Origin of the sequence: Bradyrhizobium lablabi, assembly GCF_018129385.1 — a bacterium.
Classification (GTDB): Bacteria; Pseudomonadota; Alphaproteobacteria; order Rhizobiales; family Xanthobacteraceae; genus Bradyrhizobium; species Bradyrhizobium lablabi_C.
On the sequence record NZ_JAFCLN010000001.1, the window covers coordinates 292,463 to 307,907 of the forward strand.

Genomic DNA, 15,445 nt, shown 5'->3' on the forward strand with positions numbered 1-15,445 from the left:
CTCGCACGAGAGGCCGGAGCCGAGAGATGAGTTTCGAAGTGATCGAGCATGACGGCAAGCGCTATGCCGAGATCATCTGGGCCGGCACGTCGGTGGAAAAGAGCACGTTCTTTTCGCCGGCGGGCTCGTCGTTCCAGTTCGGGCTGCTGGCGCATGAGGCCGATTTCATCGAGCCGGCGCATTACCACCCCACCATCGAGCGCAAGATCGACGATCTCCAGCAGATGTTCGTGGTACAGAGGGGCGTCGTGGCGGTGGACTTTTTCACCGACAGCGGCGAACGTTTTCGAGAGGTGGTGCTGCGGGCGGGCGATGCGATCACGCTGATCCATGGCGTGCATTCGGTCCGTGTGCTCGAGACGATGCAGTGCGTGAGCGTCAAGCAGGGCCCCTTTCTGGGCGCGGACCGCGACAAAGTGGATGTGAATGTGAAGCGATGATACCTGTCTTTGAACCCTTCATCGGCGAAACGGAAATCGCCTATGTCACGGACGCGCTGCGCCGTGGCGAGATCTCCGGCAATTTCGGCACCTATCTCGACCGCTTCGAGAAGGGCTTTGCGGAATATTGCGGCTGCAAGCACGGCATTGCCGTCACCAGCGGCACCACCGCGCTGCACCTGGCCGTGGATGCCGCCGGCATCGGCGAGGGCGACGAGGTGCTGGTCAGTGCCAGCACCAATATCGCGACCGCGCTCGGCGTCATTCACAACAACGCCATGCCGGTGCCGGTCGATTCCGAGAACGTAACCTGGAACCTGGATGTCGACCTGATCGAATCCCTGATCACGCCGCGGACGAAGGCGATCATTCCGGTTCACCTGTTCGGCCATCCCGTCGACATGGATCACCTGATGGAAGTGGCCAAGCGCCATAACCTGATCGTCATCGAGGACTGCGCGGAGTCGCATGGCGCAACAGTGCGCGGGCGCATGACCGGCAGCTTTGGCGATATGTCCTGCTACAGTTTTTACGCCAACAAGGTGATCACGACCGGCGAGGGCGGCATGGTCACCACCAACGACGACCGGCTCGCCGAACGGCTGCGCCTCCTGCGTAATCTCGGCTTCACAAAACCGCGCTTCAAGCATGACGTCGCCGGCTATAATTTCCGCATGACCAGCTACCAGGCGGCGATGGGACTGGCGCAGCTCGAGAAGATCGAAGAGATCATCGAGCAGAAGCGCCGGGTGGCCGCCACCTACAACAAGCTGCTGGCCGATGTGCCCGGCCTTCGCCTGCCGGTCGAATTGAACTGGGCGAAGAACGTCTACTGGATGTATGCGCTGACGGTGGAGCCCGAGTTCGGGCGCACCCGCGATGAGATGGCGGCGAGCCTTGCGAAGAAAGGCATCGAGACGCGCACGTTCTTTTGTCCGATGAACCGGCAGCCGGTGTTGCAGGAGATGCCCGGTTTCCGCAGCGATGCCTGTCCGGTCGCCGACCGTCTCTGGGAAACCGGCCTGTACCTGCCGTCCGCGCCCACGCTGACGGATAACAAGCTCGAATTCGTGCGCGACGCCATCGTTGCCGCGAGGAATTGAGGCGGGCGATGCACGTCGGCGTGGTTCTCGGCGATATTGAGCCACAGTCCGGCGGCGGTTTCACCTTCGTCCACGACGTCGTCGACGCCTTCATCAATCTTGCGGGGAAGAGTTCGCACCGCTTCACGCTGCTGGCGCCGCAGGCCTATGCCGATGCGGTGCGCGGCCGCAAGCTGGCGGACAACGTCGCGATCGTCCCGGTTCGAAAACCGTTTTTCCTGGATCGGCCGCTCTCGCTGCTGCGCCATTATTGGCCGGTTTTCGGCTATTTCTGGCGGCGGCCAAGCCGGCTGGAGCAGCAGGCGGCTTCGCTCGGTATCGATGTGATCTGGCTCGCGGGCGGCACGCACGACACCTACGAAATCCCCTATGTGACCATGGTCTGGGACGTTCAGCACCTGACCCATCCCTGGTTTCCGGAAGTGAGCGCTAACTGGACCTGGGATCACCGCGAGCTTTTTTTCCGGCGGCATCTGCGCCGTGCCACCGCGGTCATCGTGGGGACGCGCATCGGACGCGATGAACTCATCAGGTACTTTGGCGTACCCGAGGAGCACATCGCGATCCTGCCGCACCCGACTCCGGGATTTGCATTGCGCGCGGCCGGCGATGCCGCCAGCGCGAAGCCGCCAGTGAGCGTTCCAAAGGACTACATTTTTTATCCCGCGCAGTTCTGGCCCCACAAGAACCACGTGAACCTGCTGCGGGCGTTGCAGCTTCTGATCAAGGCCGATAGCGATGCGCCGGCGCTTGTGCTGGTCGGATCGGACAAGGGCAACCGGGCCTTTGTCGAACGCTGTGCGGCCGATCTCGGGATTTCGCACAAGGTGATTTTTCCCGGCTTCGTATCGAACGAGGAATTGATCGGCCTGTACCGCAACGCGCGCGCGCTGGTCTACCCGTCGTTCTCGGGGCCGGAAAACCTGCCGCCGCTGGAGGCTTTTGCGCTCGGATGTCCCGCTATTGTCTCCAACTACAAGGGGGCAGAGGAGCAATTGGGCGATGCGGCGGTGCTGTTCGACCCGACGGATCCCGTTGCGATCGCGCAGGCAATCGGCCGCGTCCTCGAGGATGACGCGTTGCGCGCTGAGCTGATCGAGCGAGGGCGGGTGCGGGCGGCGAAATGGACCGGGCGCGAGTTCGTCAGCGGCATATTCGACGTGCTCGACGCATTCGAGGCCCAGCGCCGCTGCTGGAAATGAGCTAGGCGCCGCTCTTCGAAAAGAGATAGGTCTCCGTCACCGAGTGATGGCCGGTGACTTCGTGGACGTCATAGGGCACGCCGGGCCATTCACGCTCGAGGCGCAATCCGGCATCCCGGCACAGCGCGATCAGTTCCTGCTTGTCGAACACGATCTCGATCACCGGCGCGCCATAGGCGTATTTTTGCAGGAATGTGGTCCGGTGATCGCTGAACACCGGCACGGTGTGCAAGATGCAATGGCGTGCGGCGACGCGCGCGGCCTCGCGGATTGCGGCCTGATAGTCGACGATATGCAGCAGCGAGACGCCATTGAAGACGATGTCGAACGCGCCGTCAGCGTGCGGCAGCCTGGTCGCGTCGGCGACATCGAACGAAGTTGACGGATAATGCGCGCGGGCGCGCGCGATCATGGCTTGCGAATAGTCGACGCCGGCATAGCGCACCCGGCCCGGCAGCAGGGTCGCAAACACCTCCGAATAATAGCCGCTGCCGCAGCCGACCTCGAGCAGGCTCGGATTTTGGATGCCGGTTGCCGCGACGGCTTCCGCTGCGGCGGTGAAATCGATCCGGGACTCGCCGCGCTTCATGGCTTCGATCAGGCCCTGATAGGCGCGCTCCTGCCGCGCCACCGTGCGCCCGGCAAACCATCCGCCGGACGAGGTAGCCGCAGCGCGAGCCTCTTCCGGCCCGCTGAGCAGGCGATAGTCCGACGAGTACATGAAGCGCCGCCGCAGCATCGGCGTCGCCTTCACGATGCGCTTGCCGATCTGCCTGACGAGCGGTGGGAGCTTCATCGCTGCCCTCACGCCCGTCCGATGAAGGTGAGGATTTCGCTGGCACGGTTGGCAAAGGTGTGTTGGGCGAAGGTTCTGTCCTGGCCCGCGCGCGCGATCGCGGCGCGTGCGGCATCGTCGCCGAGATAGCGATCGATCGAGGCAAGGCAGTCGTCGACCGAGCGCCAGGTGGCGACTTCACGCTCCGGCTCGAACAGGGTGTGCAGGTTCTCCTTGAAGTCGGTGAGCAGGAAGGCGCCGGCGCCGGTCGCCTCGAACAGGCGCATGTTGCCGGCCTCCTGGCCGACCATGTCGATGTGGGAATTGATCGTGATGCGCGAGCGCCGCATCACCTGATACATCTCCGCGCCCCAGATTTCGCCCTGGAAGCAGCCGTGCAGCGATGAAGAGGCGGGCAGGGTGCGCGGAAGATTGCCCCAAAGCTTCAGATCAAAGCGTTTGGCAATCGCTTCCAGCAGCGCGATCCTTTGCTGATGATCCGTCGACACCGTACCGACAAAGGAGATGTCGATGTCGGTCGGCACCGCGGGCAGTCCGTCGAGTATCGACGGCTCGAACGCCAGATGACAGACCTCGGACCGGACGCCGAGCGCCCGGAACGATTTCACGATCGCCGGCAATTGCGAGATCATCAGGTCGTAGACCTTCCAGTCCTCGCCGCGCGGCGGATCGATGCCGACCTGGCCGATCAGGATCGGTCCACCGCTACCCTTGATGCGCCGCATAAAGCCGGTGTCGGTATGGAAGACATCCTGGTTGAGGATGAGATCGGGGCGAAACTCCTCGATCTGGGCCAGCAATATCCGCTCTTCGCCGGGATCGAGTTTCGGGCTGAGGCCGACGCGCCGCGCCAGCGGACGCAGCATCGGCTTGAACGGCGCGACCGCACGCTCGATCCAGGCCGGCAGCACGCGGCGCTCGGCGGCCGCCACGGGCTCCAGCGGCGCCATGCCGTGCTCGCGCGCCCATGCCGATTGCAGCCATGGATTGTTGACGTGGATCTCGGCCGCCTGGTGACCCTGCGCGATGAAGTTCCGCGAATAGAAATCGGCGACGCCGAACAGGCTGGCGTTTCGCGCCGCCATCTGCTCCGCGTATGGCGCGTTCTCGAGGCCGGGCTGGCGGCGGTAGAGCCACGACTGGAAGCGCGCGTAATCCGCATTGAGCACCAGGATCCGCATGATCAGTCAGACCGCGATCCGAAAACTGTAGTTCTGGTCGATCCAGGCCTGATAGGCGCCGCTGGTCACGTCGCGCCACCATTGCTCGTGATCGAGATACCACTGCACGGTTTGGCCGAGGCCATTTGCGAAATCGACGTTGCAATTGCTGCCTAGCTCGGCGGCCAGTTTTGTGGCGTCGATCGCATAGCGGTGGTCATGACCGGGACGGTCGGTCACGAACGTGATGAGAGAGCGGCAGGAGTTGCCGGCGGACGCGGGGCAGGACGGAAAGCGTGAAGACAAGGTTGCATCAGTAGCGAAAGCGCGATCGAGCGCATCGCAGATCGTGCCGACGACGTCCCGGTTGTTTCGTTCGTTGCCGCCGCCGACATTGTAGGTTTGCCCGACGCGGCCGCGCTCGATCACGGTCATCAGCGCATTGCAATGGTCGGATACATGCAGCCAGTCGCGAACATTGGAGCCGTCGCCGTAGATCGGCAGTTTCTTTCCCTCCAGTGCGTGGATGATCATCAGGGGGATCAGCTTTTCCGGATGCTGATATGGACCGTAATTGTTCGAGCAATTGGTGATCAAGGCCGGCAGCTTGTAGGTTTCGACGAACGAACGTACCAGGTGGTCGCTCGCTGCCTTGCTTGCCGCATAGGGTGAGTTCGGGCGATACGCGGTGGATTCGGTGAATGCGGGATCGGTGGGACCGAGCGAGCCATAGACCTCGTCGGTCGAGACGTGCAGGAAGCGCGCGGCCAGCTCTGCGGAAGGGCCGCGCCAGGCATCAAGTGCGGCCTTGAGCAGCGTGAAGGTGCCGAGCACATTGGTTTGCAGAAATGCCTGGGGGTCTGCGATCGAGCGGTCCACATGGGACTCTGCCGCCAGATGAGCGACCCGCGTGAAGCGGTGCTCGTCGAACAGGCGGCGCAGCAATTCCGCATCGCCGATGTCGCCCTTGACGAAGACGATGCCGCGGTCGGCGATCAGCGGCTCGAGGCTGCGGATATTGGCGGCATAGGTCATGGCATCCAGCACAACCAGCCGGTCCGTCGGGCGGGCACGTCGCCAGGCATGCACGAGGTTCTGGCCGATAAAGCCGGCCCCTCCCGTGATCAAAACGCTTTGCATCCGAAATCCCCCGGTTGTGGCGGTCAAATCGCGATCATTGCGGCCTGAAATTCGGCAGCAGCGGCGCGACTTTTCCCGATGCGCGGCTGTTCTATTGCATGCCCGGATACCGTCGCTCAACACATATTGCTTGTTCCGCAGCGGGCAGGCGCAGGTCAGGAAACCTCGTCCGGCTTGCGATCGAAGATCGTGCGGGGCGTGATGTACCACAACAGGAACAGCAACCCCGCGCCGTGCGTCAACAACACGGTTGAAAGGGGTATGTTGAGCAACAGTTGCGGAACGAGCGCTCCCGAAAGCATGACGAAGGTGGCGGGCAATCCGGCGGAGAGCCGGTTGCCGATAGCCACGACCAGTCCGGCTGCGAGCACCGCGACCGGGGCAAATGGAAGGCCCACCGAGGCAATGCCTTCAGCGAGCAACGAGGCGTTGAAGTTGCCGAGCTTGTAGGCCTTCTCCATCACGAGCGAGAGCTGCTCGTGATAGGGGCAGGACATGATCGTCTTCAAGGGCGTGATTTGACAGAAATAGGTCAGGTCGTGGCTGGAGAAGAAATCGGAATAGACGCCGATGGCGACCGATGGGACGGCGACCATGCGAAAATTGACGAGGGAGAAAATCGACGCGGCCGCGATGCCGAACAGAACGATCAGCGCCAGTGAGACGGCAAGCGGTAACAACAGCGACAGCACGACCGCGACTCTCGCCTCGAACAATCTGGAAAGCGCCAGCATGAAGACAAGCCAGAACGGCGCGAACAGGGCGGTCTTGTTGAATACGACCGGGTAGACGGACAGCAGGAGCAGCAGGGCCGCGGCGGCGCGCCAGTATGCATTGCGCATCACAAAGCCGGCGAAAGCGAACGGAAGCAATGCGCCCGACGTCATTCCGATCAGATAGCTGAGGACGACCGGCTTGGTCATCGTTGCGCGGAATTCATAGATGTCTCCGATCAAAACGATCCGGAAATCATAGAACGCGCCGGCCGCTATTACAGCGGCACCGATCACGAGGATCGCCGTCAGCAACCGGTCGAACGCCGGTTCGGACAGCACGTAAATCTGGCGGACCGGCTTTGATATGAACAAGGCCGGCAGAATAAACGCTACAGCCGATGCTGCGGCCGATACTGCCGCCAGCCGATGATCGTATTTGAGGTCGGTGAAGGCGTTCAACCACAGAAACCCCAGCGCCACGGTGTAGAGATAGAAGCCGACGAAGTAGCCGAAGCTGAAGCGGGTGATGGCGAACAGCGGCGCAAACAGGACAAGCGATCCCGTCGCAAGCAGTGCAAAGCCGAGGCGAGACGGGTTCCAGAAGACGTGAAACGTGGTGGGATCGAAATCGACCGGAAACCGGTAGTGCGCCAGATAGAGCAGGGACAGGCAGTAGACCGCGATGTGAGCCAGCAGCAGCATCCCCAATCGGGTGCGCTCCGGGGTGAGTGGAAAGCTGGCAGCCATACGGTGTTTCACCGGCGATTGGGGGACTAGCTCTCGGCCTGACGCGGCAGGGATGCCGGAGCACGATTGATCTTCGGATATTCCCCGGCCGGCTTTCCGTCCTCGAATATGTTTCGAGGGGTAATGTACCAGAGCAGAAGCATCAGCGCTCCGCCGTGGGTGAGCAAGACCGTCGAAAACTGCACGTTGAGGATGGTCTGCACGAGGATCGCGGCGGAAACCATGACGAAGCTGGCAGGCAGTCCCGCGGACAAGCGGTTGCCCAGCGCAACGATGAGGCCGCAGCCAAACGTCGCGACCGGCGCCCATAGCGGACCGACCGAGGCGATCCCCTCCGTGGCGAACAGCGAGGCGTTGAAATTACCGATGCCGTAGGCCTTGGCCATAACGCTACCCAGGAACTCCTGATACGGACACCCGACCAGATGCCGCAGGACGTTTATCTGGCAAAAATAGGTAAGCTCGTGCCGCGCAAAAAAGTCGTTGTAGATGTCCATCGCGACCGACGGGATGCCAACCATCCGGAAGTTTACCGCAGAGAAGACTGAGGCGGTCTGCGCAGGCGCAACGGCGTGCAGCACCACGCCAGCGGCGAGCGGCAACGTCAGGGTCAGAACGACGGCCATCCTTGTCTCGAACAGCCTTGCAAGTGCTGCGACGAGCAGCAGCCAGAATGGACCGAAAAGCATGGTCTTGCTGAGTGTGACCGGATATAGCGCAAGCAAAAGCAGCACCGCCACGCCGGCGCCGAAAAATTTCCGGCGCGCCAGGAAAGATGCGAAAGCGAACGGAAGCAGGGTGCTGGACAACAACGGCAGCAGATATCTCAGTATCGTTGGAAACTCGATCTTGTCGCGATAGTCATAGATGTTATCGAGCGCCACCAGACGGAAGCTGTAGAAGGCGCCGGCAGCGACGATTACGCCGCCGAACAGCAGGATGAGGATCAGCCCGCGGTCGAAGGCCTTGTCCGACAGCACCAAAATTTGCCGGATCGGCGATGCCACAAACAGCGCCGGGACGAGAAACGTAATGGCCGAAACGGCGGCCGAAATTCCAGCCAGTCGATGATCATAGGTCAGATCCGTGAAACAGTTCAGCCAGAGATAGCCGAGAACCATGGTGTAGAGATAGAATCCCGTGAAGAAGCCGAAGCTGAAGCCGGAGAAGACGAACAGCGCCGCCACCGCCGAAAAGGCCGCAATGATCGGGATAACAACGTGCAGTCTTCCGGCATCGAAGAAGAGATGGAATGTCGGCGGATGAAAGGAAACCGGGTGGTCGTTGTTGGCTAGCTGGATGAGAGAAATGCAGCAGATGACGATGTGAAATGCGATCAATAGGGCCAATGACAGGCGTTGCCGCTTGTCATCGGCATTTGTTTGCAGCCATTCACCGATCATTTGCTTGCAAACCAAAGCTCTGATTTCCCCCGGCTTGCATATCGAAACGAGTTGCTGCGCACAACTTGCGCGCCGCTTATTCGGCCGCACCTCCAAGCCGCTGAACCGCGTGGGCTGTTCCGGGCCTCCGCTTCACCGGAGCATCCGGGGCGCCAATGCCCTCAGGTTTTCGAAACAAGCGCAATCCGGGTCTTTTCCGCAACAAAAACCCCTTGATTTGCAGCGGCTTCCCTATAGAACGGCGGCGTCCGTGACCGCCTTTTGGCGGTCTTTTGTTTACCCTTTATTCCCCTCGATGTCGGGTGGCAGGCGCGAAAACGCATGTATGTGATTGGAATCAGTTCCGGCATCAAGCACGGCCACCATGACGGCGCCGCGGTCCTGCTTCGCGACGGCGAGTTGATCGCGGCGGCGGAAGAGGAGCGCTTCACGCTGGCCAAGCACGCCCGCGGCGAGCTGCCGCGCGGCGCGATGGCCTTTTGCCTGAAGCAGGCCGGCATCACCATGCGCGACGTCGATTATGTCTGCTCGCCGCTGAGGACCTACACCAATTATGAGCGGCGCCTGACGGAGTACTTCAAGTACCAGTTCGGACACAGCCCGAAGATCGAGCTGTACGATCACCACCTCTGCCATGCCGCCAGCAGCTATTACGGCTCGGGCTTTTCGGAGGCGACGGTCGCCTGCTTCGATTTTTCCGGCGACTCCTCCTCCGGCATGGTCGCCCACGTCAAAGGCAACGACTTCAAGGTGCTGACGCGGTTCGGCCGGCACAACAGCCTCGGCCTCTATTACGGCATGCTGACGCAATATCTCGGCTACCAAATGACCAATGACGAATACAAGGTCATGGGTCTTTCTTCCTACGGCAGCCCGAAATATCTCGACAAGTTCGCTGCCCTGCTGCGCCCGAACGGGATCGACTATGTTCTCGACGAGGCCCTCGACAAGCGCCGCCGCGATGCCGAGATCTTCACCAGCGATTTCTCGACCCGGCAGGAGCGCATCTTCACCGAGAAAATGGAGGATGTGCTGGGCCCGCGCCGCGTTCGCGGCCAGCCGCTCGACCAGCGCTTTACCGACATCGCGGCGAGCGGCCAGAAGCAGCTCGAGATCGTCACCACCGAAGTGATCCGCACCGCGATCGCGCAGACCGGCTGCGCCGACGTGTGCCTCGCCGGCGGCGTCGCGCTGAACTGCAAGATGAACATGGAGATCGCCGCCGAGCCGTCGGTCGGCCGGCTCTACGTTCCGCCGGTGCCGCACGATGCGGGCGTCGCGCTGGGCGCGGCGATGCTCAAATGCGCCGAAGCCGGCCACAGGATCGCGCCGCTCACCCATGCTTATTGGGGTCCGGAATATTCCAACGACGAGATCAGGAACACGCTCGACAAGATCGGCGCGCGTTACGAGGTGCTGGACGATCCGGTCTCGCGCTGCGTCGATGACCTCGTCGGGCAGAAGACGGTCGGCTGGTTCCAGGGCCGCATGGAATACGGCCCGCGCGCGCTCGGCAACCGCTCGATCATCGCCGACCCGCGTTCGGCCGGCATGAAGGACCGCATCAACACCGGCATCAAGTATCGGGAGGAATTCCGGCCGTTCTGTCCCTCGGTGCTCTACGAGCGTCAGGACGAATATTTCGAGGAAGCCTTCGACGCCCCGTTCATGGTGGTGACCTTTCCGGTCATCGACAAGGTCAGGGAAAAGATCCCGGCCGTGGTGCATGTCGACGGCACCGCGCGGATCCAGAGCGTGCAGGCCGATACCAATCCGCTCTACACCCGCCTGATCGGCGAGTTCGCCAAGGCGGCTTCCGTGCCGATGCTGATCAACACCAGCCTCAACATCAACGAGCAGCCGACGGTGAACGCGCCGCTGGAGGCGCTGCACACCTATTTCTGCTCCGGGCTGGACGCGCTGTATCTCGGGCCGTACCGGCTGTCTAAGCCGAGCTGATGGCCACATCGTCATTGCGAGCGAAGCGAAGCAATCCAGCTTTTCCGCAGCAAAAAAGCTGGATTGCTTCGTCGCTTCGCTCCTCGCAATGACGAAATTTGGGGCTGCGCTACCTCTCGTCCGCGATCACCTTGCCGTCGTTGGGCAGCGCGCCGGCGCCGACCAGTTCGACGGTGCCGCCGAGCTTTGCCACCGCTCGCAGCGTGGCGGCGAGCTGCTGGCGCAGCGCATCGTTAGCCGAAGCGCATTCGGCCTTCAGCGTCATCACATCGCTTTCGCCGGCGCGGGTCACGACGAGGCGCAGGCGGCCGAGCTCGGGATGGCGCTTGCCGATCTCGGCGACCTGCTCGGGCCGCACGAACATGCCCTTGACCTTGGTGGTCTGGTCGGCGCGGCCCATCCAGCCCTTGATGCGCATGTTGGTGCGGCCGCAGGGGCTGGTGCCCGGCAGCGCCGCGGTGAGGTCGCCGAGGGCAAGGCGGATCCAGGGATGGTGCTCGTCGAGCGAGGTGACGACGATCTCGCCGACATCGCCCGGCGTGACGGGATCGCCGGTGCCGGGCTTGACGATTTCCAGGATCAGGTCCTCGTTGACGGTCATGCCCTCGCGCGCGGGGGTCTCGAAGGCGACCATGCCGAGATCGGCGGTGCCGAACGCCTGGTAGGCATCGACGCCGCGCGCCTTCATCTCTTCCTGTAGTGATTTCGGAAAGGCTGCTCCCGAGACCAGCGCGCGCTTGATCGAGGAAACGTCGCGCTTCGCATGATCGGAGGCATCGAGCAGGATCTTCAAAAAGTCCGGCGTGCCGCTGTAGCCGACCGGGCGATAGGTCTCGATCAGCTCGAACTGCGCCTCGGTATTGCCCGGGCCGGCCGGGATGACGGCGCAGCCGAGCGCACGGGCGGAGGCATCGAAGATGAATCCGCCGGGGGTGAGGTGATAGCTGAAGGTGTTGAGCACGACGTCGCCCGGCCGGAAGCCGGTCGCGAACAGCGCCCGCGCGCCGCGCCAGGGGTCGGCTTGCGTTACTTCCGGCTCGAAGATCGGACCGGGGGAGGTGAACAGCCGTGCGAACGAGCCGGGATGGGCGGCCACAAAGCCGCCGAAGGGCGGAGCGGCCTTGTGCAGGGCAGGGAGTTCGGATTTGCGCAGCACCGGCAATTTGGCCAGCGCATCGCGGCTGGCGATGCCGGCCGGATCGACGCCGCGCAGGCGCTCGGCGTAGGCCGGCGCCGCCATGGCCGCGCGCAGCACGTTCGGCAGCCGCGCGAACAGGTCCGCCTCGCGGGCGGCGGGATCGCGCGTTTCGAGCGCGTCGTAGTGGTTATTACTCACAGCCAACGTTTCCGCCGTTTGAAGCTTTTCAGGTTCTTGAAACTCTTGCGCTGGTCGCCGGCGCCGCCGAGGTAGAACTCTTTCACGTCCTCGTTGTCGCGCAATTCGTCGGCCGAGCCGTCGAGCACGACCTTGCCCTGTTCCATGATGTAGCCGTGGCTTGCGACCGACAGCGCGGCGCGGGCGTTCTGCTCCACCAGCAGGATGGTGACGCCGAGATCGCGGTTGATTTCCTTGATGATGGAGAAGACCTCCTTCACCAGCAGCGGCGACAGGCCCATCGAGGGCTCGTCCATCAGGATCATCTTCGGTCGCGCCATCAGCGCACGGCCGATCGCCAGCATCTGCTGCTCGCCGCCGGAGAGATAGCCGGCAAGGCCCGTGCGCTCCTTCAGGCGCGGGAAATATTTGAAGACCATGTCGATGTCGGCATCGACTTCGTTGTCGCTGCGGGTGAAGGCGCCGAGCCGCAGATTTTCCAGTGACGTCATATCGGCGATGATGCGGCGGCCCTCCATCACCTGGAAGATGCCGCGGCGCACGATCTTGTCGGGATCGATGCCGTTGATGCGTTGGCCCTCGAACAGGATTTCGCCGCGGGTGACCTCGCCGTCCTCGGTCTTGAGCAAGCCGGAGATCGCTTTCAGCGTCGTCGATTTGCCGGCGCCGTTGGCGCCGAGCAGCGCGACGATCGCGCCCTTGGGCACTTCGAGGGACAGGCCGCGCAGCACCAGGATGACGTCGTCATAGACCACCTCGATGTTGTTCACGGCGAGCAACGGGGCGGCCGCGACGGCGGCGGGCGTTGGACGAGTGGCTTCTGCGGTTTGGGTCATATTGTTTCTTTCACCTCCGGTCGTCATCCCCCGCGTTTCGTGCGCAACTGCGCACTAGAGCAGGTGATCCAGTATTCCAGAGACGCCGATGATCGAATCGAGAAGCCGCGGCGTACTGGGTCCCCCGCCCCAGTGCGCAATTGCGCACAAGGCGGGGGACGACGTGTTGCGTATGGGGCTGCTGCGAGGCAGCCTTACAAACTCACCAGCCCAGCCATTCCGGCTTGCGCGGCAGGTCGACGGTCTTCACCTTCTCGAGCTTGATCGTGCCCTTGCTCATGAGGTCGTTGAGCTCGCCGTCCGTGGCACCGGCGACCTTCATGCGGTAGAGGTCGACCTTGAGCGTGCCGCGATGGTCCTTGTCGGTCCAGGTCGAGGGGTTGCAGACGCCTTCCAGGCCGGCCGGCACCCAGTCCTTCTTCTGGTGAAAGCCTTTTGCGACGTTCTCGCCGGTGGCGCCGCCGTTCTTGGCAGCCCAGTCGATCGCTTCCCTCGCATAGAGCGCGCTGCAAACGCCGGCGATGTAGTGCACCGGGCGATAGGCCTTGCCGCTCGCATCGGAAATCTTGGAGATTTCCTGCACCGTCTTCATGCCGGGTGCGTTGCCGCCCCAGATCACCGGCGTGCGCAGCGGGAACACGACGCCGTCGGCCGCATCGGCGGCGGTCTTGGCGGCGTTTTCGTCCATGCCCCAGACATTGCCGAGGAACTGGACGTCGACGCCGGCGGTCTTGCAGGCCTTCAGCACCGAGATGTTGGAGGCGGCGGTATTGCCGAGATAGGCGTAGTTGGCGCCGGAGCTCTTCAGGCTCAGGCACTGCGCCGAGTAATCGCCCGGCGTCAGCGCGAACACGATCGGCGGCAGCACTTCGAAGCCGAGTTCGGTGGCCATCGCCTCACCGGCCGCCTTCGGCGCGTTCGGGTAGGGATGGTTGCCGCCCATGTGGACGAATTTCGGCTTGCCGCTCTTGCCCTTGGCCTTCCAGTCTTCGGCCGCCCAGGTGATCAGCGCGCGGATCGCGTCGGAATAGCTCGGGCCGTAGAAGAAATTATAGGGCGCGGGCTTTGCCTTGCCGCTGGTGCCTTCCGGATCGGTCAGCGCCGCCGCGTAGGACGCGGAGATGTAGGGTATCTTGTCGTTGGCGACGAAGCCGGTCAGCGCCTCGGTGTCCGCCGTGCCCCATCCCATGATCGCGGCGACCTTGCCGTCCGACGCCGACCATTTCTTGTAGAGCGCGATCGCGCGCGGCACCTGGTAGCCATAGTCGTTGGTGTCGAGATTGACCTGCTTGCCGCCGATGCCGCCGTTCTTGTTGATCCAGGCAAAGGTATCGGCCACCGCCTGGCCGTAGGGCGTTCCGACGTCCGAGGTCGCGCCGGAGTAGTCCGCGAGCTGGCCGACGGCGATCTGGGCCTGCGCGGTGGCGGAGATGCCGCCGACCAGCAGCGCCAGCGAGACCGTGCTCAGAAGCGATTTAATCGTCATTTGTGTCTTCCTCCCTGTTATTAGTCGGTTAGTTAAGTACGCCCTCAATGCGAGAACGGATAGAGCTTCCAGTACGCCTTGATCTGCCGCCATCGATGCGCGAGCCCGTCGGGCTCGAACATCAGAAAGCCGATGATGATCAGGCCGATCGCGATCTCCCGCAGGAACGTAATGTTGGTGTTGAGCGACAGCGCCTTGTCGATCACCCCGCCCTTCAGCCAGTGACTGAGCCATTCCATCGATTCCGGCACCAGTACCACGAAGGCGGTGCCCATCAGCGTGCCCATGACCGAGCCGGTGCCGCCGATGATGACCATGGCGAGGAACAGCACCGAGCGCTCGATGCCAAAACCTTCCTGCGAGACGACGAGCTGATAATGCGCATAGAGCGCGCCGGCAATGCCGGCGAAGAACGCGGCAAGGCCGAATGACAGCGTGCGGTATTTGGTGAGGTTGATGCCCATGATCTCGGCGGAGAGATAATGGTCGCGCACCGCGACCAGCGCGCGGCCGTCGCGCGTGCGCATCAGGTTGGTCACCAGGATGAAGCTGACGAGGACATAGGCCAGCACGACATAGAAATACTGCCGGTCGCCCCGTAGCGTGTAGCCGAAAATCGAGAACGGGTTGGCGCTCGCCGGTACCGATCCGCCGGAGAACCATTCCGCGCGCGAGAAGAAGTCGAGCAGGATGTACTGCGCGGCCAGTGTCGCGATGACGAGATAGAGGCCCTTCAGCCGTGCCGCCGGCACGCCGAAGATCAGGCCGACCAGGGCGGTGACGACGCCGGCGAGCGGAATCGCGAAGAACACCGGAATCGAAAAGGTGTTGTTGATGTAGGCCGAGGTGAATGCGCCGAACAGGAAGAAGGCGGCGTGGCCGATCGAGATCTGGCCGGTGAAGCCGACCAGAATGTTGAGGCCCAGCGCCGCAATCGAGAAGATGCCGATCTGGATCAGGATGCTGAGCCAGTAGCCGCTGAATACCTGTGGTGCAAAGCAGATCAGCACGACGCCCAGGATCGCCATGTTGCGGCTGGTCGTGGTCGGGAAGATCGTGGTGTCTTCCGAATAGGTGGTGCGGAAATCACCAGCGGGGATAAGGGAAGGACCGGCCATGGA

The 15,445-nt window shown here is 62.8% G+C and carries 13 protein-coding genes; 4 read left to right on the forward strand and 9 right to left on the reverse strand.

The genetic code is table 11. The features are described from left to right. The first annotated feature begins 26 nt into the window (after positions 1-26). The 3 genes from JQ628_RS01405 to JQ628_RS01415 are packed head-to-tail and all read left to right on the forward strand — an operon-like array spanning position 27 to position 2,745. The gene (locus tag JQ628_RS01405) at positions 27-440 is read left to right on the forward strand and encodes a hypothetical protein (protein WP_212218037.1); all 414 of its coding nucleotides are present in this window, start codon (positions 27-29) and stop codon (positions 438-440) included. Beyond that, the gene (locus tag JQ628_RS01410; protein WP_212218040.1) at positions 437-1,543 is read left to right on the forward strand and encodes a DegT/DnrJ/EryC1/StrS family aminotransferase; all 1,107 of its coding nucleotides are present in this window, start codon (positions 437-439) and stop codon (positions 1,541-1,543) included. Before JQ628_RS01405 ends, JQ628_RS01410 begins: the two co-directional genes overlap by 4 nt. Positions 1,544-1,551: 8 nt before the next feature. Beyond that, the gene (locus tag JQ628_RS01415) at positions 1,552-2,745 is read left to right on the forward strand and encodes a glycosyltransferase family 4 protein (RefSeq protein ID WP_212218043.1); all 1,194 of its coding nucleotides are present in this window, start codon (positions 1,552-1,554) and stop codon (positions 2,743-2,745) included. Position 2,746: 1 nt separating this feature from the next. Here JQ628_RS01415 and JQ628_RS01420 read toward each other — a convergent pair whose 3' ends face one another. The 5 genes from JQ628_RS01420 to JQ628_RS01440 all read right to left on the reverse strand — a co-directional run bounded on the left by JQ628_RS01420 (position 2,747) and on the right by JQ628_RS01440 (position 8,803). Next, a complete protein-coding gene (locus JQ628_RS01420) occupies positions 2,747-3,541 on the reverse strand; it encodes a class I SAM-dependent methyltransferase (RefSeq protein WP_212218046.1) in 795 nt (264 codons plus the stop codon). An 8-nt stretch (positions 3,542-3,549) separates the two neighbouring features. Beyond that, positions 3,550-4,722: a CgeB family protein gene (locus tag JQ628_RS01425; protein ID WP_212218049.1), complete on the reverse strand. Its 1,173-nt coding sequence runs from the start codon at positions 4,720-4,722 to the stop codon at positions 3,550-3,552. A 6-nt stretch (positions 4,723-4,728) separates the two neighbouring features. Beyond that, positions 4,729-5,841, reverse strand: coding sequence for a dTDP-glucose 4,6-dehydratase (gene rfbB, locus JQ628_RS01430; protein ID WP_212219277.1), 1,113 nt, complete (start codon positions 5,839-5,841; stop codon positions 4,729-4,731). Between the two features lie 155 nt (positions 5,842-5,996). Then, positions 5,997-7,304, reverse strand: a complete 1,308-nt coding sequence (locus tag JQ628_RS01435; RefSeq protein ID WP_212218051.1) for a hypothetical protein — start codon at positions 7,302-7,304, stop codon at positions 5,997-5,999. 26 nt (positions 7,305-7,330) lie between these two features. Further along, the gene (locus JQ628_RS01440; protein ID WP_212218054.1) at positions 7,331-8,803 is read right to left on the reverse strand and encodes a hypothetical protein; all 1,473 of its coding nucleotides are present in this window, start codon (positions 8,801-8,803) and stop codon (positions 7,331-7,333) included. A 225-nt stretch (positions 8,804-9,028) separates the two neighbouring features. On the opposite strand from JQ628_RS01440, the gene JQ628_RS01445 reads away from it, so the two are divergent. Beyond that, positions 9,029-10,666, forward strand: a complete 1,638-nt coding sequence (locus JQ628_RS01445) for a carbamoyltransferase family protein (RefSeq protein WP_212218057.1) — start codon at positions 9,029-9,031, stop codon at positions 10,664-10,666. 109 nt (positions 10,667-10,775) lie between these two features. Here JQ628_RS01445 and JQ628_RS01450 read toward each other — a convergent pair whose 3' ends face one another. The 4 genes from JQ628_RS01450 to JQ628_RS01465 all read right to left on the reverse strand — a co-directional run bounded on the left by JQ628_RS01450 (position 10,776) and on the right by JQ628_RS01465 (position 15,442). Next, positions 10,776-12,002, reverse strand: coding sequence for a phenylacetate--CoA ligase family protein (locus JQ628_RS01450; protein WP_212218060.1), 1,227 nt, complete (start codon positions 12,000-12,002; stop codon positions 10,776-10,778). Beyond that, positions 11,999-12,838 (reverse strand): ABC transporter ATP-binding protein, encoded by an 840-nt coding sequence (locus JQ628_RS01455; protein WP_212218063.1) that lies wholly within the window; start codon positions 12,836-12,838, stop codon positions 11,999-12,001. The genes JQ628_RS01450 and JQ628_RS01455 overlap by 4 nt, the downstream gene beginning before the upstream one ends. A 202-nt stretch (positions 12,839-13,040) precedes the next feature. Further along, positions 13,041-14,324, reverse strand: coding sequence for an ABC transporter substrate-binding protein (locus JQ628_RS01460; RefSeq protein WP_212218065.1), 1,284 nt, complete (start codon positions 14,322-14,324; stop codon positions 13,041-13,043). Between the two features lie 44 nt (positions 14,325-14,368). Then, positions 14,369-15,442 carry a branched-chain amino acid ABC transporter permease gene (locus JQ628_RS01465; RefSeq protein ID WP_212218068.1) on the reverse strand — a complete coding sequence of 358 codons (1,074 nt, stop codon included), beginning with the start codon at positions 15,440-15,442 and terminating at the stop codon, positions 14,369-14,371. Positions 15,443-15,445: the final 3 nt, after the last annotated feature.

What these genes read in the sequence shown, in the direction of transcription:
- JQ628_RS01405 (WP_212218037.1), top strand. Translation starts at nt 27, where the DNA reads ATGAGTTTCGAAGTGATCGAGCATGACGGCAAGCGCTATGCCGAGATC.
- JQ628_RS01410 (WP_212218040.1), top strand. Translation starts at nt 437, where the DNA reads ATGATACCTGTCTTTGAACCCTTCATCGGCGAAACGGAAATCGCCTAT.
- JQ628_RS01415 (WP_212218043.1), top strand. Translation starts at nt 1,552, where the DNA reads ATGCACGTCGGCGTGGTTCTCGGCGATATTGAGCCACAGTCCGGCGGC.
- JQ628_RS01420 (WP_212218046.1), bottom strand. Translation starts at nt 3,541, where the DNA reads ATGAAGCTCCCACCGCTCGTCAGGCAGATCGGCAAGCGCATCGTGAAG.
- JQ628_RS01425 (WP_212218049.1), bottom strand. Translation starts at nt 4,722, where the DNA reads ATGCGGATCCTGGTGCTCAATGCGGATTACGCGCGCTTCCAGTCGTGG.
- rfbB (WP_212219277.1), bottom strand. Translation starts at nt 5,841, where the DNA reads ATGCAAAGCGTTTTGATCACGGGAGGGGCCGGCTTTATCGGCCAGAAC.
- JQ628_RS01435 (WP_212218051.1), bottom strand. Translation starts at nt 7,304, where the DNA reads ATGGCTGCCAGCTTTCCACTCACCCCGGAGCGCACCCGATTGGGGATG.
- JQ628_RS01445 (WP_212218057.1), top strand. Translation starts at nt 9,029, where the DNA reads ATGTATGTGATTGGAATCAGTTCCGGCATCAAGCACGGCCACCATGAC.
- JQ628_RS01455 (WP_212218063.1), bottom strand. Translation starts at nt 12,838, where the DNA reads ATGACCCAAACCGCAGAAGCCACTCGTCCAACGCCCGCCGCCGTCGCG.
- JQ628_RS01460 (WP_212218065.1), bottom strand. Translation starts at nt 14,324, where the DNA reads ATGACGATTAAATCGCTTCTGAGCACGGTCTCGCTGGCGCTGCTGGTC.
- JQ628_RS01465 (WP_212218068.1), bottom strand. Translation starts at nt 15,442, where the DNA reads ATGGCCGGTCCTTCCCTTATCCCCGCTGGTGATTTCCGCACCACCTAT.